Raw genomic sequence first — 18,009 nt, forward strand, 5'->3', positions numbered from 1 at the left:
GCAGATTTTTTAAAATAGCAAAACTAAAAATCCCCTAAATCTGCTAAATCTGCGGGAAAACGATCACTTGCTACAAATTAAATGAACTTACATAACTTATATGGTTTAAAAAATTTAATCCTAACTTTATACCAAACAAAACTTCATATGAAAAAATCTATCTTACTTTTAGTATTCATCAGCGCTTTCGCGAATGCGCAAACTACAGAAAAAGACAAAATCAATCAGACGCTTGATACTTGGCATAAAGCTGCTGCCGATGCAAAATTTGATGCGTATTTTAGTTTAATGTCTAGCGACGCCATTTTTATTGGTACAGATGCAACCGAAAACTGGACGAACCCAGATTTTAAAGTTTGGGCAAAACCTTATTTTGACAAAGGTAAAACCTGGAATTTTACAGCTTTGGAACGTCATATCTTTTTTGACAAATCTGGAAAAATTGCATGGTTTGATGAATTACTAAATACACAAATGAAAATCTGTCGCGGTTCTGGTGTTTTAGTTAAAGTTGGGAAAGAATGGAAAATTCAACATTATGTTTTATCGATGACAATTCCGAACGACGAAGTTGATGCGGTTACCAAAATAAAAAGTCCAGTTGAAGATGTTTTGATTGATAAGCTTAAGAAAAAATAAACATTTTAAGCCATTCTTATTATAATCCTAACTTTTCTAGCGCTTTACAAGAGAATATGTCAAATTAATTTTAATACAATTGGCAATAATAGTCGTAAATTAGAAGTTGAAAATAAGATTGTGTCAAAAAAACGAATTGAATTTTGTAAAATTGACTAAAATAAAAGACAGCCCTCTTATTTAACAGCCCTTGAAATCAAAATATTTATTTTTTTTTAACTTTGACCCCAAAAAAAATAGGGTTAAATAAAGTATTTGAAAAATGAAAATAGAAAGACGCTGGATCATTTCCTTTATCATTATTAGTATCGTTTGTATTATAGGTGCATTTTGGCCAACGGTTACTGAAAATAATAGTTATGTATTATCTGAATTTGGAACTACAGATCATATTGTTCCTGCTGATGTTGCCTGGATGCTTACATCTTGTTGCCTTGTATTGATTATGACTCCGGGATTATCATTTTTTTACGGCGGAATGGTCGGTAAGAAAAATGTAATTTCTACAATGCTTCAGAGTTTTATCTGTTTAGGTGTTGTTACACTTTTATGGGTTGTTGTTGGTTTTAGCCTTGCTTTTGGAGATCCGATTGGGTTTGGATCTGGAGATCACTTTTATAGTTTCTTCGGAAATCCAACTACTTTTGCTTTTATGGACTATGTGAACATTTTGCCGCATAAAAAATTAGCCAGCACAATTCCGTTTATGCTTTTTGCTTTGTTTCAAATGAAATTTGCGATTATTGCACCGGCAATTATTACAGGTTCATTTGCAGAGCGTGTTCGTTTTATCTCGTATTTAATTTTCATTAGTTTATTTACCATTTTTATATACGCTCCTTTGTGTCACGCTGTTTGGTATCCAACAGGAGTTTTAGGAAGTTTCTTTGGTGTTAAAGATTTCGCAGGAGGAACTGTAGTTCACATGAGTTCTGGTTTTGCAGCTTTGGCTGGCGTTATTGTTTTAGGAAAAAGAAAAAACAGTCTTCATATTCCAACCAATATTCCGTTTGTATTATTAGGAACAGGAATGTTATGGTTTGGCTGGTTTGGTTTTAATGCTGGTTCTGCACTTGCAGCCAACGGAACTGCCGCTATGGCTTTTGCAACGACAACCACTTCATCTGCAGCTGCTATGTTAACCTGGATTTTCTTTGACCGAATGAACGGAAGAAAAGTTTCGGCTTTAGGAGCTTGTATCGGCGCCGTTGTTGGTTTAGTTGCCATTACTCCTGCTGCTGGATTTGTATCGGTTCCAGAAAGTATGTTCTTTGGTTTTGTAACTGCTTTGGTTTCAAACTCTGCTGTAAACTGCCGTTTCTCAAAAAGATTTGATGATACTCTGGATGTTTTTGCTTGTCACGGAGTTGGCGGTATTATGGGAATGATTCTAACTGCTATTTTCGCTCATGGTAAAGATGCCAGCTTACTTCACGGAGGCTGGAGCGTTTTCGGACACCACATGATGGCTTTGGTTTTGGTTTCAATTTTCACATTCTTCGGAGCTTACTTTTTATTCAAAGTAACCAACTTTATTATTCCACTTCGTGTTTCAGAAGAATCAGAACATATCGGATTGGATTTATCACAGCATGACGAAACGCTTGATCCTTCTTTATTGTCTGTGCATGAACAGCATTACGGGTAAAAATATATTTTTATTAGTTTGCCACGAATTGCACTAATTTTTACGAATTAATCTTTATCTCTGATTTTTACACAAAATTAAACAGAAGAAAAATTTGTGAAAATTCGTGTAATTCGTAGCAAAAAAATTTTAAAACACACTTTGCACAGTATTCATTCGTTTATATTCCTTAATTTTGCTGAAAATTTTTGTAAAAGTGGGAAGTAAAAATAAACTAAAAAGATTCAGAGAAAACGAAACATTTGAAAACGTTTTTCAACCAACCAGAGAAGAAGTTGTAGGCAATTTAATGCCCTTAAGAGGAAAATGGAATTCTGATTTCTTTAAAAATGATAATCCTTTAGTTTTAGAATTAGGATGTGGAAAAGGAGAATATTCTGTTGGATTGGCAGAAAGATATCCTAACAAAAATTTTATCGGAATTGATATTAAAGGTGCTCGTTTCTGGAGAGGTGCAAAAACTGCCGTAGAAACTGGCTTACATAATGTTGCTTTTATTCGTACTCAAATCGAATTAATCGATCATATTTTTACCGAAGGTGAAGTTGACGAAATCTGGATTACTTTTCCGGATCCGCAAATCAAATACAAAAGAACAAAACACAGAATGACAAATTCTGAATTTTTAAAATTGTATAAAAAAATCCTTAAAAAAGACGGTGTTGTAAACCTTAAAACCGACAGTGAATTTATGCACGGTTATACTCTTGGATTGCTTCATGGCGAAGGTCACGAGGTATTGTATGCCAACCATAATGTATATACAAATGAGGGAAGTCCGGAAGAGGTTACTGCATTCCAGACTTTTTATGAAAAACAATATTTAGAAATTAACAAGGCAATTACGTATATTCGTTTCAAAATTAAAGATTAATTTAATTTCAAAACAAATATTGTTAACCCATTAAACCACTGAATGGCCTTACTTACCCCTTTACTTTCAGGTTTCATTGCAGCTATCATCGGGATTATTCCACCAGGTTTAATCAATATGACGGCAGCCAAAATAAATCTGAAAGAAGGAAAAAAGAATGCTTTATGGTTTGTTATTGGTGCTGTTTTAGTTATTCTTTTACAGGTTTCTTTAGCTGTTTTATTTGCTCAGGTTATTGATAACAGACCAGATGTTGTGACTTTGTTGCGTGAAGTTGGGTTTGCTATTTTTTCTATTCTAACGATCTACTTTTTGTTTATCGCAAAAGAACCGAAAGCCAAAAAATCTAAAATCAAAAAGAGCAGCAAAAAAAGTCGTTTCTTTTTAGGTATGTTGCTTTCTGGTTTAAACTTTTTCCCGATTCCGTATTATGTTGTTGTAAGTGTTACTTTGGCTTCTTATCATCTTTTTGCGTTTGAAAACAACGTGATTTTTACTTTTGTTTTAGGTTCTGTTTTGGGCTCTTTTGCTGTTCTTTACAGCTACATTGCGTTCTTTGGAAGAATCGAAAAGAAAACCGATTACATAATGAGAAACATGAATACTATTATTGGAAGTATTACTGGTTTAATTTCTATCGTAACACTTTTTAATATTTTAAGTTATTACTTTGGGTAATTATTTTTTGCCACAGATTTAAAGGATTAAAAAAGATTTTTTTGTTGTTCTCGCAGATTTTGCAGATTAAGCGGATATTTTCTTGAAAGCTTTTAACTTTGGCATTAATTTATTAGCCACATTAAACTGATTATTCTTTTAATAGCTTTATAAAAAATCCTTTCTAATCCTTATCCCGATAACTATCGGGAGTGCATAAAAATCAATTTCTATGGCTGAAGAAAATTTTTTCGAAAGAGTATATGTTATTGCAAAACAGATTCCGTACGGGAAAGTAACTTCTTATGGCGCTATCGCAAAAGCTTTGGGAACTGCCCGCTCTGCGCGAATGGTCGGCTGGGCAATGAATGCGTGCCATAATAGAGATGATATTCCGGCACATCGTGTTGTAAATCAAAAAGGTCTTTTGACGGGTAAATTTCATTTTGACGGAACTAATTTAATGCAGCAACTTTTAGAAAGTGAAGGTATTAAAGTAGTCAACAATCAAATTGTAGATTTTGAAAAGCATTTTTGGAAACCAGAAGTTGAACTTTAAATTTATTTCACCATATAAGTGATATAAGTTTATTTCCTTAATTTATAATCTCGCAAAGTCGAAGAGTCGCTAAGATTTATTACTTAAAATGAAAAACTTTGCAACTCTGCGACTTTGCGAGATTCAAACATACATACACCTACAAGGTTTTGAAAACCTTACAGGAGCCTAAAATGAACTTATATAACTTATATGGTTTAGAAAAATCAAATCAAGCAAATCACAAAATCGGTTTTGTCTTCATCTGTCTGACAACTTAAATAACCGCCATGTGCTTCAATAATATTTTTAGAAAGCGTTAATCCAATTCCGGCGCCGTCTTTTCTGGTGGTAAAAAAGGGTAGAAAAACTTTGTCTTTTATTATTGGATCAATTCCTTTTCCGTTATCCGAAATCACAATAAAAAAGCGATTATTATCCGTGTAACTAGACAGAAACATTTTTTTATCTGTCTTTTCTTTTAAAGCATAAATACTATTTGTAATCAGATTTATGATAACTTGTTCCATTTGGTTTTTATCAATTAAGATAGAACGGGAACTTTTGATTTCGTTTATTAATTCGATATTTTCATCTTTCAGAATCGGATTCATAATTCTGAGACAATCATCAAATAATGCATTAATCGGCGTCATTTGCTTGTTTGGAGTTGGCAACATCGCCAGTTTTCGGTAATTCTCAACAAAAACCTGCAAATGGTCGCTTCTGTTTATAATAGTCGAAATACTGCTTTTAATGTCGTCAAAATCTTCTTCTTCAAGCTTTTCCTGATCTACAATCTGCAATAAATTTTGAGACAATGCACGAATTGGCGTCAGCGAATTCATTAATTCATGCGAAATAATTTTCATCAGATTAATCCAGGCTTCTTTTTCTTTTTTCTCGATCACACGCTGAATGCTATCCAGCAAAATGATAAAATATTCTTTGTCGTAAGTCTGCGTCTGCGAAGTCTGCAAAACAAAAGTCTGCAAATCCTGATCTTCTATTTTTATGGAAATTGCCGATTTTATATCTGTAAAACCCACTTTTTCGATTTCGTCACAAAGCGATGGCAGGTAATTTTTAAGGTATTTCCAATGACTTACTTTTGGCACTTTAAACAAGTCCGAAAAGCAGTCATTCATCATAAAAATATTCCAGTCTTCGTCTTCTTTTTCCAGAATCAAAGCTGCAGTATCAATATTGTCCAGAATCGAACGATAGATCAGTTCTTTAGAAGTCTGTTCTTGTTTTTGAAATTTTAATGTGTCGTATAAAAGATATAAGTTCCTAAAATTATTTTTTTTATTTTCTTCCGGGAAATTGGCAGAAAAGTCATTTCTTAAAATCGAAAGCAAGATTTTATCATAAAATGAAAATTGATTTTTGATATAAAAATACAATTCAACCAATAATACAATTCCAAATAAACCGGCTAAAACTGCATTATAATAAAACCCTTTTCCGATCAGAAAAAGACATCCAAAAAAGAATATCATAATGAGCAAAACTCGTGCAAACAAACCGTTGTAAAGTTTTTGGTTTTTCATGTTTTATTTCTTTTTTGCCGCTTCCTATAGTTATCGGGAGTGGCAAATTTATTTTAAATCGTATTTTTCAATTCTTCTGTAAAGTGCAGCTCTGGAAAGTCCAAGTTCTTCAGCAGTTTTACTGATGTTACCGTTGTGTTTAAACAAAGCTTTTTCGATTGCCATTTTTTCCATTTCAGACAAAGGATTATCATCTTTCTCGTCAAAATCTTCAAAATTGAGAATATCTAAATCAGTTACAGAAATCGTATTATTATCCGATAAAATCAAAGCCCGTTCGATTTTATTTTCCATTTCACGAACATTTCCTTTCCACGGATATTTTTCTAAATAAGGCGCTGCATTTTCTTCAAAACGCCAATTGTTCTGATTGTATCTTATAGCCAATTGTTCTAAAATAAAATTCGCCATCGGAACAATATCGTCTTTTCGCTCGCGCAGTGGCGGCAGATAAATTTCCATCGTATTAATTCTATACAACAGATCTTCTCTGAATGTTTTGTTTTTTACTTCGGTTTTAATATCACTGTTTGTTGCCGCAATAATCCGCACGTTGAGAGGTCTTGCTTTGCTTTCGCCCAAACGAGTAACAGTTTTGGTTTGTAAAACATGCAGTAATTTTGCCTGAAGATGGAGCGGAATATTCCCAATTTCGTCCAGAAAAATAGTACCGTTAGCGGCCATTTCAAATCTTCCCGGTGTATCTGTTTTAGCATCTGTAAAAGCGCCTTTGGCATAACCAAAAAGTTCACTTTCGAACAAACTATCACTTAGCGAACCCAAATCTACGTGTACAAAAGGCGCTGTTTTGCGTTCTGAATTTTGGTGAATAAACTCGGCAAAAACATATTTCCCAGTTCCATTTTCGCCCAAAATCAAAACATTGGCATCGGTTTTGGCCACTTTTTCGGCAATTGAATACGCGTGTTTTATTTTGGCAGAAGTTCCGGTAAAATATCTTTTATCCGTTTTTTCAATGACTTCTTTTTTAGTGTTCTTTCTGCTTTCTGTAACTGCTTTATCAATTATTTCGAGTAATTTTTCATTATTCCACGGTTTTAAAACATAATCAAAAGCACCAATTTTTATACCTTCAACAGCGGTTTCTATTTTACCAAAAGCGGTCATCAAAATCACAATAGTTTTTGGCGAAAGTGTTTTTATTTCTTTAAGCCAATGAATTCCTTCTCGTCCATCTTCAAAACCAATCCGATAATTCATGTCTAATAAAACCACATTTATTTCATTTTCATTCAAAATTGAAATGATTTTTTTGGGGCTGCTGGTGGTAAAAATGGTTTCAAAATGCTTTTTCAGAATCATTTTTGCCGAAAAAAGAATTTCTTCCTGATCGTCTACGACTAATATTTGAGCTTGTTTTTTTCGCATGGTATCTTTTTTTGTCCGATTCTGAACGGTCAACTGTTCATTATCGGACACTCCTTTTTTTGATGGTTTTTAAAGCTTCTTTAAAATCAACACTTTACAAATAATAATTTTTATGGCACAGTATTTACCTATTGATTATCAGTAAATTATTTAAAAAATGGACACGGTAATTCCTCGTAAAAATAGAAAATTTAGATATCTCACAATAGCAATTGGTGTTTTTTTAGCTTTGCTGGTAATCGTATTTTTTGCTTTTAATAGTAAAAGAAGTTTAAATGTAAAAGCAGATGAACTTTCGATTCAGAAAGTAGAAAAAGCTTTTTTTGAAGACTTTGTTGTTTTTCAGGCTAAAGTAGAACCATTGAATGTGATGCTGGTAAATGTTACCGAAGGCGGATCTGTAAAAGAGATTTTTGTAGAAAACGGCGCAATGGTTACCAAAGGTCAGTCTTTAGCACGTTTGTACAACCCGAATACTGAACTTAATTATCTTACTCAGGAAACGGCAATTATTGAGCAGATTAATAATTTGAATAACGGAAAATTGAACATTAGAAATCAGGAATTAAACTTAACTAAAGATTTGGTTTTAATTGAACATGATTATAATGACGCAAAAAGATTGTACGACATGAATTCTAAATTATTTGCGAAGGATGTAATTTCTAAAAATGACTGGAATACTTTTAAGGAGAATTTACGTTTTCAGGAAGAACGTAAAAGAACGATTCAGCAAAGCATTCAAAAAGAAAAACAAAGCAATCAAGTTCAGATTTCACAAATAAACCGTTCGATACAAACAATGGAAAAAAGTCTGGATATTCTTCGAAATAATAAAAAGAACTTTTTGATTACGGCGCCGGAATCGGGCAGATTGACTTCTTTTGAACCTGTTTTAGGAAAATCGTTTCAAGCTGGAGAAAGTATCGGAAAAATAGATTCAAAACAAGGTTACAAACTTGCAGCTGAAGTGGATGAATTTTATCTGGAAAAAATTAGAGAAGGTTTAAAAGGTCAGGTAGAATTTAAAGGAAAAAATCTCGAAGTTTTGGTTAGTAAAGTAATTCCAGAAGTAAAAAGCGGTCATTTTACAGTCGAATTGGTTTTTACTTCTAAGGAAGATATCACATTGCAAGACGGTCTTAGTTTTGGGGTAAAATTAATTTTATCAGAGAAAAACAAAACTTTGGTTGTGCCAAAAGGAAGCTTTAATCAAGATACGGCAGGAAAATGGATTTTTGTAGTAAAAGGAAATAAAGCGGAAAGAAGAAACATAAAGTTAGGCCGCGAAAATCCTTCTTTCTATGAAGTTTTAGAAGGCTTAAAAGAAGGCGAATCGGTAATAACTTCTTCTTATTCTGACTATAAAGACATCGAAGAGTTAGCAATTAATAAGGAATAGTTTGTTTTGTTTCAAGTTTCAGGTTTCAAGTTAAAAACCTGAAACCTGAAACTTGAAACAAAAAAAATCAATCATCAATCAAAAAACGAATACAATAACATTTTAAAACCAAAAAAAATTATGATAACAATTCAAAATTTAACCAAAGTTTTTAGAACAGAAGAAATAGAAACTGCTGCTTTAAGCGGTATCAATGTAGAAATTAAAAAAGGCGATTTTCTAACGATAATGGGACCTTCTGGCTGCGGAAAATCGACTTTACTAAATATCATCGGACTGCTGGACAGCGCTACTGGCGGCAGTTATAAATTATTGGATCAGGAAATGATTGGTTTAAAAGAAAAAGGAAGAGCTAAAGTCCGCAAAGAAAATATCGGGTTTATTTTTCAGAATTTTAATCTGATTGATGAGCTTTCGGTTTACGATAATATCGAACTGCCTTTGCTTTATAATAATGTAAAAGCATCAGAAAGAAAACAAAAAATTGAGGCTATTGCCGAAAAATTAAATATTGCACATCGTCTAAAACATTTTCCGCAGCAACTTTCGGGCGGACAACAGCAAAGAGTTGCGGTTGCGAGAGCCTTGGTTAATGATCCTAAAATTATTTTGGCGGATGAGCCAACAGGAAACTTAGACAGTAAAAATGGTAATGAAGTAATGGAACTTCTTACGGATCTGCACGCTAAAGGCGCGACGATTCTGATGGTTACGCACTCTGATTATGACGCTTCTTTTTCGCAAAGAACGATTCATATGAAAGACGGTGTTATATTTTCTGAGAAACTAAATCAGAGAAATGTGGATGTTTTTATGGACGCTAAATAAATTAAAGATGATCAAAATTATTGTTACTGCATTTGTAATTCTGGTAGAATTAGTATGCAAAATATTGACTATTATATAAAGTAAAACAACCAAAAAATAACCGACATGATTTACAATTGGTTTAAAATATTTATTTACCATTTAAAGCAAAACAAACTGTTTTCGTTTTTAAATGTTTTAGGATTGAGCATCGGAATTGCGGGTGTTATTTTCGCCATTTTATATTGGAATAACGAAAACGCATACAATCAATGGAATCCTGAAAAAGACAACACGTATCAGGTTTTGAATAAAATTGGAATTACGGGCGATACCTGGGCTTCTTGCTCGATACCGTTTGGAAATACCTGTAAAGCCACTATTCCTGAAATTGAACAAATCTGTTTTTTGAACACTTGGTATAATGATGGTGCGATAAAATATCAGGGAAAGAAATTGATCGATAAAAAGATTCTGGTTTCTGATGGTAACTTTTTTGATTTTTTCCGTTTCCCAATTATTAAAGGGGCTAAGAAAGATGTTTTGAAAGAAAAAAACAGTGTAGCTGTTTCTGAAGAACAGGCAAAATTGCTTTTTGGAAATGAAGATCCGATCGGAAAATCAATTACTTATGATAACACTGTCTATATTGTAAAAGCGGTTTACCAAATTATTACGCCTTCTTCTGTTGAACCCAATTATGTTTTTAGCGGTATTGTACGCGAAAGTGATCTCAACAGCTGGGGAAATTTTAGTTATGGTTTAATGATTAAGCTTAAAAAAAATACAGATCCTGCTGTGGTTTTAAAGAAAATGCAAAATGTAAATTTTGTGAACAGAACTTTAAAAGATGCTAAAGAAAGCGGCCAGACTGTAGCGCAATATGTAAAAGAAAACGGAGAAATCCAGATTATTCTTGACCAATTAAATACGGCTCGCCTGCATGGAACAAAAAGCTCGGCAGGTGCTAATTTTCCTGAAAGAGACGGTAATCTAAAGTTACTTTATATTATGGTTGGCTTGTCTATTTTGATATTAGTTTTATCGCTGGTAAACTATATTAATCTGGCAACGGCATCTGCGATTAAACGTGCCAAAGAAGTTGGTGTGCGTAAAATTGTAGGCGCAAGCAAATCTCAAATCATTTCGCAGTTTATTTTTGAAACGGCTATTATTGTAATCTTATCTATTCTTTTTGCGCTGGCTATTGTAGAACTTTCTCTTCCTTACTACAATATTTTCCTTAAAAAGACATTAACATTAAATGGTAGTGAATTTTACCTGCAGCTCATTTTTATATTTGTATTAGTCATTGGACTTGCGGGTATTTTTCCTGCCGTTTACATTTCAAACTTCGAAACTTTAAAGGTTTTAAAAGGTAATTTTTCAAGAAGTAAAAGCGGTATCTGGATTCGAAATTCTATGCTTATTTTTCAGTTTGGTATTGCTGCGTTTTTTATCATTGGCGCTTTGATTGTAAATTCTCAGGTTACTTATATGATGAATAAGGACCTCGGATTTAGCGGAAGTCAGGTAATTAGAATTCCTTTTAATTATGATGATTACAATACTAAAGGCAAAAAATATTACACGACGAAACAAGAAATTCTTAAAATGTCGGGTGTAGAAGAAGTATCAACTTTTGCAGGCACTTTTGGCCAAAGTACCAATTCGAGTTCTGGTTTTACACACAATGGTGTTTTTGTACAGCCTCGAAATGTAGAAATGGATTTTGATTTTCTTGAAATGATGAAAATTAAAATTGTTGAAGGCCGTAATTTGTCTCCAAAATTTGCTTCGGATACTATAAACAATTGGCTTATAAACGAAGCTTGCGTTAAAGCTTTGGGGCTTAAAAAACCAATTAATACTATAATAACTTCGGGGTGGAGCAAAGATGGATCTGATAATTTAAAATTTAAAGTTGTTGGTGTTGTGAAAGACTTTCATATTACTGGTTTTCAGAATAAAGTACCACCAATGATTTTTATTAACTTAAAAGTTTTGGAAACAAATAATTTTCAGAATGTGTATGTAAAAGTTTCTCCAAATAATTTGCCGGAAACATTATCTAAACTAAAAGCCTATTGGGAGAAAAACGTTAATCAGGATTATCCTTTTGATTATGAATTTGTAAACAAAGGTTTTGCTAAAACGTATCTGGAACAAGTAAAACAAAAAGACTTGTTTTTTATCCTGAATCTTGTTGTAATTATTATTGCCATTTTTGGTTTGTTTGCTTTGGCTTCGTTCTCAATGGAAAGACGATTAAAAGAAATTGCCATTAGAAAAACTTTAGGCGCAGAAACAGATATGCTTTTAAAAGAATTATCGAAGCAATATGTTGCTTTTTGTCTGCTTGGATTTGTCATCGGAATTGTTCCGGCTTATATTTTATTACAGAAATGGCTTGAAGATTTTGCTTTTAGAATTGGGATTTCGCCAGTTCCGTTTGGAGTTGCGCTGATTTCTTTACTCGTTTTAACTTTACTAATTGTATTAGCAAAAGCCTATCAGGTAACGAAAATAGATATCTTGAAATATTTAAAATACGAATAATTTGTAGACCATTTTTAAAAATTAAACCCGTCAGATTTATAAAATCCGACGGGTTTCTTATTACTATGAACCTTTGTAGCTCTGTACCTTTGCGCCTAAATTATTTACTTCATCGTAACAGAATCCGAATAAAGCAGTTTGTCTAAACTTGTGTCTCTATCGTAAACATCTGGAAAGAAATTAATTTCGCCATTGTCCTGAACCCAGGCCGTAAAATATCCAATATAAATTGGTATCTTCTTTTTAAGCATGCAGGTTGTTTCTTTTTCGCCGTTCATTGCCAGATCAATTTTCGTTGTAGGCCAATCCGGATCATCTTTTAAAATTGCATACGCCAATCCTTTTGCTTCTTTTACGTTGATACATCCGTGACTAAAGATTCGTTTTTCGAATTCAAATAAACTCTTTGCTGGCGTATCGTGCAGGTAAATATCATTTGGATTTGGAAACATAAATTTTACTAAACCCAGCGAATTTTTTGGCCCTGGTTTTTGTCTTACGCGACCACCGTTCCATTCCATATTATGATCTGCCAAATAATTTTTATCACTTGCCATCTGCAGTTTTAATTCGTTTTGAATAATGCTCGTTGGCACATACCAATACGGACTGAAAACAATTCGATCCATATCGCCACTAAAAATTACGGTTTCTGTCATTCTGGAACCCACAAAAACATCGGAAACTAAATCGTATTTGCCGTCTTTCACAAAAATCAAACGAAACGACGGAATATTGACCATAATATACCGATCTGCTTTTGCCAGTTTTGTCGGTATCCATCTGCAGCGTTCCATATTCAGCATAATGGTTTTTATTCTTTTTGAAATGGGTTCATTCAACTGATCGATATGTTCTTTGGTTAAAGTATAATTCAATTTTAGTCCATATCTTTTTTTATAATTCAGAACTCCTGCCATCAATTCTTCATCATAAACATTACTTTTAGAATCGTGAGAAAGATCGCCAACAACAAATAAGCGCTGTCTGACATCTTTTACAGTAGAAGAAGTATCAAAAGGTTTCAGCTCTTTGTAATTGGCTTCGTCAATGGTAATTTTCTGCCACAAATTATCAGTTTCTATTTTACGGTATTTTTTTAATGCATCCTGAAGTTTGTAATATTGGCTGAACAAAAGATTATCGTCTTTATCTAAACGATTAGAATCTACAATTAGTGAATCTAATATTCTGGAATACGAAATAGTTTTTGCTGGCAGAAACCATCCAATTTTCTTCAGTGTCGCAGGATCAACGCCAGAATAAACATTGCTTGCGTAAAAAACATACATATTGGTAAGCAGTAATTCAGTTTCCAGCTGAGAAGGTTTTTTGGTCACACTTTCGTTAAAAGCTTCATCAATTTCATCTTTATAAGGCATGATATTATCTATACCCTGATCTTTTAAAACATTAACTTTTTGGTATAACAATGCACCAAATTCGGTAATGTTTTTTTCATCATACCAAATCGATTTGTATTCTTTATTTTTATAAATATCTTGAACATCTTTTTGATACTTTTTTAGTTTCGGATATTTTTTATAGAATGCCGCAATTGCCGCCGCATCAATAGAAACAGCCGAAACAAGCTTTTTAGTATTGAATACATTTTCAGAATTGTGAATCTCTTTTTTATTTATTTCATTAGAAAATGAAGTAAATGAAAATGCAAAAAAGCTGATCGCAATAATTACAGTTTTGGAAGTAAAATTTCGCATATTTTTTACGGTTTAAATTTTTAAAATAAAGTGTATTTAAAAAAACCGAAAACTCAAGAATAGCTCCTAAAATAAGTTTTCACAAATTTTTTCAATTATAAGAAAATCATCGATTTAGGGTACTCAAATATAACCAAGATTATTGATATTTAAGGTATAAAAAGTTCAGAATTTTCATTGTAATTTGATTATTGTGTATTTTTAAATCCGATTTTAAATAAATCCAAAAAAACATTTAATTCTACTTAATCTATTAAAGATCTTGATTTGAAATTATAAAGAATCATTTTGAACAATCTCAATATCAATAAATCCAATTTAAAAAAGTTTAAATCCAAACTTAATCCGTTATCTTTGCAGTCTGAAATCAGTTTAAATAAATACAATGCTTAAATCGATTTCGTTCAATAGAAAATAGCACATCAAAATGAAATTAGACAGAAAAGAAATTCTTAAAGCTCTAGAAACAATTACTATAGCTGGAGAAGGAAAAAATATGGTTGAAAGCGGCGCTGTTGCCAATGTTATTACTTTTGGCGATGAAGTTGTGGTAGATTTAGTACTTCATACACCAGCAATGCACATTAAAAAAAGAGCCGAAGATGATATCAAAAAAACAATTCTTGAATTGGTATCTCCTGAAGCAAAAATTAAAGTAAACATTAAAGTAGAAACTCCTGAGAAAAACGAAATTAAAGGTCGTGCTATTCCGGGAATTAAAAATATTATTGCCGTTGCTTCTGGTAAAGGCGGTGTTGGAAAATCTACTGTTACAGCAAATTTAGCTGTAACATTAGCAAAAATGGGATTTTCTGTCGGAATTTTAGATGCTGATATTTACGGTCCTTCTATGCCAATTATGTTTGACGTAGAAAACGAAAAACCAGTTTCTATTACTGTTGACGGAAAATCAAAAATGAAACCTATTGAAAGTTTTGAAGTTAAAATGCTTTCTATTGGTTTCTTTACAGCTCCAAGTCAAGCTGTTATCTGGAGAGGTCCTATGGCTGCAAAAGCTTTAAACCAAATGCTTTTTGATGCAGACTGGGGAGAATTAGATTTTATGCTTCTGGATTTACCTCCGGGAACTGGAGATATTCACCTTTCTATCATGCAATCGCTTCCAATAACTGGTGCGGTTGTAGTAAGTACACCGCAAGCTGTGGCACTTGCAGATGCTAAAAAAGGAGTTGCAATGTTTATGCAGGATAATATCAATGTTCCTGTTTTGGGAATTATTGAAAACATGGCTTACTTTACACCAGAAGAATTGCCAGAAAATAAATATTACATCTTCGGAAAAGAAGGAGCAAAAAATCTTGCAGAAGATTTAAATGTTCCATTTTTAGGAGAAGTTCCAATCGTACAATCTATTCGTGAAGCTGGAGATTACGGTCGTCCGGCAGCACTTCAAACAGCATCTCCAATCGAGGGTATTTTTGAAGAAATCACTAGAAATGTAGTACAAGAAGTTGTAAGCAGAAATGAAAGCCTGCCTGCAACAGAAGCTATCAAGATTACAACAATGGCAGGATGTTCTGCAGTTAAAAAAAACTAGATAATGAGACAATTCGATAATTAGATAATGTAAATTAGATAATGAGGAAATGAAATAATTAGATAATGTTTAAAATTTTCTAATTATCACATGGACAAATTATCTGATTAAAAAAATTATCAAATTATCCTATTTTCTAATTGACACATTAATATTATGACAACAGAAGAATTAACAAGCAACGTATTATTAGCTCTAGACGAAATCAGACCATTTTTAAAGTCTGATGGAGGTGATATTTCTCTAATCTCTATAGACGATGACAAACATGTCAAAGTTCGTCTTGAAGGAGCATGCATTAGTTGCAGCGTAAATCAAATGACTTTGAAAGCAGGAGTTGAAACGACAATAAAAAAATACGCACCACAAATTGAAACTGTGGTAAATATTATGTAACAAAAATGCGTTTTTGCTGAGTACTTCAATTCTGACAATTAACAAGAATAGTAGGCCTTAAGTCGATTTTGTGTTTAAAAAAATAATAAAAACACTAAACATCACTGTGTTTTTGCGTTTTTAATAATAAATAGCTCGAAGTTTTAAGAGATTTTGATAAGGAATTGTTACATTTTAATCTAAATTTGTAACATAATCCTAAATCTTAAATTATGAGAAATTTTTACGCTCTTTTTTTATTATTGTTTTTTGTTTCCGTAAGTCATGCACAGCAAACTGGCGAAACTTTAATTGTTGATAAAGCCTGGGTAAATGAAGCTGAAGAATGGTCAGATTTCCAATACACAGGACAAATTGTTTTTTCAACTAACATCAGCGCCGAAGAAGGAAGCCTTAGAATTGGCAACTATGATTTTTTATTTGACTTTAGCGACGGGAAAGCAAAATTTGCAAACAAAGCTACATACAGCTCTGCAGAATTTTCTCATCCTAGAAAAATAAAAGAACTGACAGATAAACAAGGAGTGGTAAACTCAACGTATGAAGGTACTTTAATTTTTCAATCTGATAAAGACTATTATTCTGTAATTGCTTTGGTAACCTTATTAGAAAAAGGAGGTAATACAATTGGAGTAAAAATGCGTCTTAAAGACAGTAATAGAAAAGAATACGCTTTTAGTCTAAAACAAAGTTAACTAAATATTGAGGATTTGATCACGTTATTAGATCCAGACCAAAATTCCAAATAATTAAAATGGATGTATTAATAAAGATTAAAGATCGAGAAGGAGTTATACATGAATTACAGGCTCCTACTGATATGGCAATGAATATAATGGAGTTATGCAAGGCATACGAACTTCCTGTTGAAGGAACCTGTGGCGGAATGGCCATGTGTGCTTCCTGCCAATGTTACGTTCTAAATGATGTTGCATTACCAGAAATGGGAGATGAAGAAGAAGCCATGCTTTCGGAAGCATTTTATGTTAAGTCTAATAGTCGTTTAGGCTGTCAGATACCAATTACAACAGATTTAGAAGGACTGGAATTAGAATTGGCTCCAGAATATTAAAAAAATAAAAAAAGCGGGAAACTTAAATTTCCCGCTTTTTTGTTTTAAAACATTAAGGCCGACAGGCTTTGAAAATTCAACAGATTTAAAACATAAAAAAACCGTAATCACATTTCTGCGATTACGGTTTTTTCTTTATAACAATTTTCTTTAATCTCAGATTAAACCAAACCAGCCTGAATTAAATATTCAGCAATTTGGATGGTGTTTGTTGCTGCACCTTTTCTTAAGTTGTCTGCAACAATCCACATATTTAATGTATTTGGCTGGCTTTCGTCACGACGGATTCTTCCAACAAAAACATCATTTTTACCTTCTGCATACAATGGCATTGGATATGTAAAAGTATCCAGATTATCCTGAACCACTACTCCATCTGTATTATGAAGAATCTCGCGAACTTCATTTACATCAAAATCATTTGTAAACTCAACATTTACTGCTTCACTGTGTCCGCCTACAACTGGAACACGAACTGCTGTTGCTGTAACTCTAATTGTATTGTCACTAAGAATTTTTTGAGTTTCGCGAACTAATTTCATTTCTTCTTTAGTGTATCCGTTTTCTTCAAAACTATCGCAGTGCGGGATTGCATTTCTGTGAATTGGATATTTGTATGCCATTTCTCCTTGTATTCCTGCATACTCATTTTCTAACTGTCTTACTGCTTTTACACCAGTTCCTGTAATAGATTGGTAAGTAGAAACAATAATTCTTTTGATGTTGTATTTTTTATGCAAAGGCGCTAAAGCCAAAACCATTTGAATTGTAGAACAGTTTGGGTTTGCAATAATTTTATCTTCTTTTGTTAATGATGATGCATTGATTTCTGGCACTACCAATTTTTTAGTAGGATCCATTCTCCACGCAGATGAGTTATCAATAACAGTAGTTCCTGCAGCTGCAAATTTTGGAGCCCATTCTAATGATGTATCTCCACCGGCAGAAAAAACAGCAATATCTGCTTTTAAATCTACTGCATTTTGCAATCCAACAACTTTATATTTTTGACCTTTATATTCAATTTCTTTTCCAACTGATTTCTCAGAAGCAACAGGAATTAATTCTGTAACCGGGAAGTTTCTTTCTGCTAATACTTTAAGCATGATTTCGCCAACCATACCAGTGGCACCTACAACTGCTATTCTCATTTTTATATTTTTATAGTATGAATTAATCTAATTTGTATTGCAAAA

Annotated in this window: 16 protein-coding genes; 12 read left to right on the forward strand and 4 right to left on the reverse strand. The window is 32.8% G+C overall.

From position 1 onward, the window contains the following. Positions 1–147 precede the first annotated feature (147 nt). The 5 genes from EV144_RS08945 to EV144_RS08965 all read left to right on the forward strand — a co-directional run bounded on the left by EV144_RS08945 (position 148) and on the right by EV144_RS08965 (position 4,377). Positions 148–639 (forward strand): nuclear transport factor 2 family protein, encoded by a 492-nt coding sequence (locus EV144_RS08945; RefSeq protein ID WP_134148121.1) that lies wholly within the window; start codon positions 148–150, stop codon positions 637–639. A 262-nt stretch (positions 640–901) separates the two neighbouring features. Further along, on the forward strand, positions 902–2,287 hold the full coding sequence (locus EV144_RS08950) for an ammonium transporter (RefSeq protein ID WP_134148123.1): 1,386 nt from the start codon (positions 902–904) through the stop codon (positions 2,285–2,287). Positions 2,288–2,483: 196 nt separating this feature from the next. Beyond that, the gene (gene trmB, locus EV144_RS08955; protein WP_134148914.1) at positions 2,484–3,161 is read left to right on the forward strand and encodes a tRNA (guanosine(46)-N7)-methyltransferase TrmB; all 678 of its coding nucleotides are present in this window, start codon (positions 2,484–2,486) and stop codon (positions 3,159–3,161) included. Between the two features lie 42 nt (positions 3,162–3,203). Next, a complete protein-coding gene (locus tag EV144_RS08960) occupies positions 3,204–3,839 on the forward strand; it encodes a LysE family transporter (protein ID WP_134148124.1) in 636 nt (211 codons plus the stop codon). 211 nt (positions 3,840–4,050) lie between these two features. Further along, the gene (locus EV144_RS08965; protein WP_134148126.1) at positions 4,051–4,377 is read left to right on the forward strand and encodes an MGMT family protein; all 327 of its coding nucleotides are present in this window, start codon (positions 4,051–4,053) and stop codon (positions 4,375–4,377) included. Between the two features lie 206 nt (positions 4,378–4,583). On the opposite strand, the gene EV144_RS08970 is transcribed toward EV144_RS08965, so the two are convergent. Continuing rightward, positions 4,584–5,909 carry a sensor histidine kinase gene (locus EV144_RS08970; protein WP_134148128.1) on the reverse strand — a complete coding sequence of 442 codons (1,326 nt, stop codon included), beginning with the start codon at positions 5,907–5,909 and terminating at the stop codon, positions 4,584–4,586. A 48-nt stretch (positions 5,910–5,957) separates the two neighbouring features. Beyond that, positions 5,958–7,298 (reverse strand): sigma-54-dependent transcriptional regulator, encoded by a 1,341-nt coding sequence (locus EV144_RS08975; RefSeq protein WP_134148130.1) that lies wholly within the window; start codon positions 7,296–7,298, stop codon positions 5,958–5,960. A 157-nt stretch (positions 7,299–7,455) separates the two neighbouring features. On the opposite strand from EV144_RS08975, the gene EV144_RS08980 reads away from it, so the two are divergent. The 3 genes from EV144_RS08980 (at position 7,456) to EV144_RS08990 (ending at position 12,066) form a co-directional block, all read left to right on the forward strand. After that, positions 7,456–8,700 (forward strand): efflux RND transporter periplasmic adaptor subunit, encoded by a 1,245-nt coding sequence (locus EV144_RS08980; RefSeq protein ID WP_134148132.1) that lies wholly within the window; start codon positions 7,456–7,458, stop codon positions 8,698–8,700. A 120-nt stretch (positions 8,701–8,820) separates the two neighbouring features. Further along, complete coding sequence (locus EV144_RS08985; RefSeq protein ID WP_134148134.1) at positions 8,821–9,528, forward strand: ABC transporter ATP-binding protein; 708 nt, start codon at positions 8,821–8,823, stop codon at positions 9,526–9,528. Positions 9,529–9,633: 105 nt separating this feature from the next. Beyond that, entirely contained in the window at positions 9,634–12,066 is a 2,433-nt protein-coding gene (locus tag EV144_RS08990; protein WP_134148136.1) for an ABC transporter permease, read from the forward strand. A gap of 104 nt (positions 12,067–12,170) precedes the next feature. Here the strand turns inward: EV144_RS08990 and EV144_RS08995 are convergent, their stop codons facing one another. Then, positions 12,171–13,787, reverse strand: a complete 1,617-nt coding sequence (locus EV144_RS08995; RefSeq protein ID WP_134148138.1) for a murein L,D-transpeptidase — start codon at positions 13,785–13,787, stop codon at positions 12,171–12,173. Positions 13,788–14,214: 427 nt separating this feature from the next. Between EV144_RS08995 and EV144_RS09000 the strand changes: the two genes are divergently transcribed. From EV144_RS09000 to EV144_RS09015, 4 genes are all read left to right on the forward strand, one after another. After that, positions 14,215–15,345, forward strand: a complete 1,131-nt coding sequence (locus tag EV144_RS09000) for an Mrp/NBP35 family ATP-binding protein (RefSeq protein ID WP_134148140.1) — start codon at positions 14,215–14,217, stop codon at positions 15,343–15,345. Positions 15,346–15,501: 156 nt separating this feature from the next. Next, positions 15,502–15,741: a NifU family protein gene (locus tag EV144_RS09005; RefSeq protein ID WP_116753908.1), complete on the forward strand. Its 240-nt coding sequence runs from the start codon at positions 15,502–15,504 to the stop codon at positions 15,739–15,741. A gap of 212 nt (positions 15,742–15,953) precedes the next feature. After that, the gene (locus tag EV144_RS09010) at positions 15,954–16,436 is read left to right on the forward strand and encodes a hypothetical protein (protein ID WP_134148142.1); all 483 of its coding nucleotides are present in this window, start codon (positions 15,954–15,956) and stop codon (positions 16,434–16,436) included. A gap of 59 nt (positions 16,437–16,495) precedes the next feature. Then, positions 16,496–16,813, forward strand: coding sequence for a 2Fe-2S iron-sulfur cluster-binding protein (locus EV144_RS09015; protein WP_047777672.1), 318 nt, complete (start codon positions 16,496–16,498; stop codon positions 16,811–16,813). Between the two features lie 161 nt (positions 16,814–16,974). Here the strand turns inward: EV144_RS09015 and EV144_RS09020 are convergent, their stop codons facing one another. Further along, complete coding sequence (locus tag EV144_RS09020; RefSeq protein ID WP_134148144.1) at positions 16,975–17,964, reverse strand: aspartate-semialdehyde dehydrogenase; 990 nt, start codon at positions 17,962–17,964, stop codon at positions 16,975–16,977. Positions 17,965–18,009: the final 45 nt, after the last annotated feature.

The sequence above is a fragment of the Flavobacterium sp. 270 genome (assembly GCF_004368785.1).
In the GTDB taxonomy this organism is placed as follows: domain Bacteria; phylum Bacteroidota; class Bacteroidia; order Flavobacteriales; family Flavobacteriaceae; genus Flavobacterium.

Excerpts from the sequence above, each read along its gene's own strand:
- EV144_RS08945 (WP_134148121.1), top strand. The coding sequence starts at position 148 with ATGAAAAAATCTATCTTACTTTTAGTATTCATCAGCGCTTTCGCGAAT.
- EV144_RS08950 (WP_134148123.1), top strand. The coding sequence starts at position 902 with ATGAAAATAGAAAGACGCTGGATCATTTCCTTTATCATTATTAGTATC.
- EV144_RS08960 (WP_134148124.1), top strand. The coding sequence starts at position 3,204 with ATGGCCTTACTTACCCCTTTACTTTCAGGTTTCATTGCAGCTATCATC.
- EV144_RS08965 (WP_134148126.1), top strand. The coding sequence starts at position 4,051 with ATGGCTGAAGAAAATTTTTTCGAAAGAGTATATGTTATTGCAAAACAG.
- EV144_RS08970 (WP_134148128.1), bottom strand. The coding sequence starts at position 5,909 with ATGAAAAACCAAAAACTTTACAACGGTTTGTTTGCACGAGTTTTGCTC.
- EV144_RS08975 (WP_134148130.1), bottom strand. The coding sequence starts at position 7,298 with ATGCGAAAAAAACAAGCTCAAATATTAGTCGTAGACGATCAGGAAGAA.
- EV144_RS08980 (WP_134148132.1), top strand. The coding sequence starts at position 7,456 with ATGGACACGGTAATTCCTCGTAAAAATAGAAAATTTAGATATCTCACA.
- EV144_RS08985 (WP_134148134.1), top strand. The coding sequence starts at position 8,821 with ATGATAACAATTCAAAATTTAACCAAAGTTTTTAGAACAGAAGAAATA.
- EV144_RS08990 (WP_134148136.1), top strand. The coding sequence starts at position 9,634 with ATGATTTACAATTGGTTTAAAATATTTATTTACCATTTAAAGCAAAAC.
- EV144_RS08995 (WP_134148138.1), bottom strand. The coding sequence starts at position 13,787 with ATGCGAAATTTTACTTCCAAAACTGTAATTATTGCGATCAGCTTTTTT.
- EV144_RS09000 (WP_134148140.1), top strand. The coding sequence starts at position 14,215 with ATGAAATTAGACAGAAAAGAAATTCTTAAAGCTCTAGAAACAATTACT.
- EV144_RS09005 (WP_116753908.1), top strand. The coding sequence starts at position 15,502 with ATGACAACAGAAGAATTAACAAGCAACGTATTATTAGCTCTAGACGAA.
- EV144_RS09010 (WP_134148142.1), top strand. The coding sequence starts at position 15,954 with ATGAGAAATTTTTACGCTCTTTTTTTATTATTGTTTTTTGTTTCCGTA.
- EV144_RS09015 (WP_047777672.1), top strand. The coding sequence starts at position 16,496 with ATGGATGTATTAATAAAGATTAAAGATCGAGAAGGAGTTATACATGAA.
- EV144_RS09020 (WP_134148144.1), bottom strand. The coding sequence starts at position 17,964 with ATGAGAATAGCAGTTGTAGGTGCCACTGGTATGGTTGGCGAAATCATG.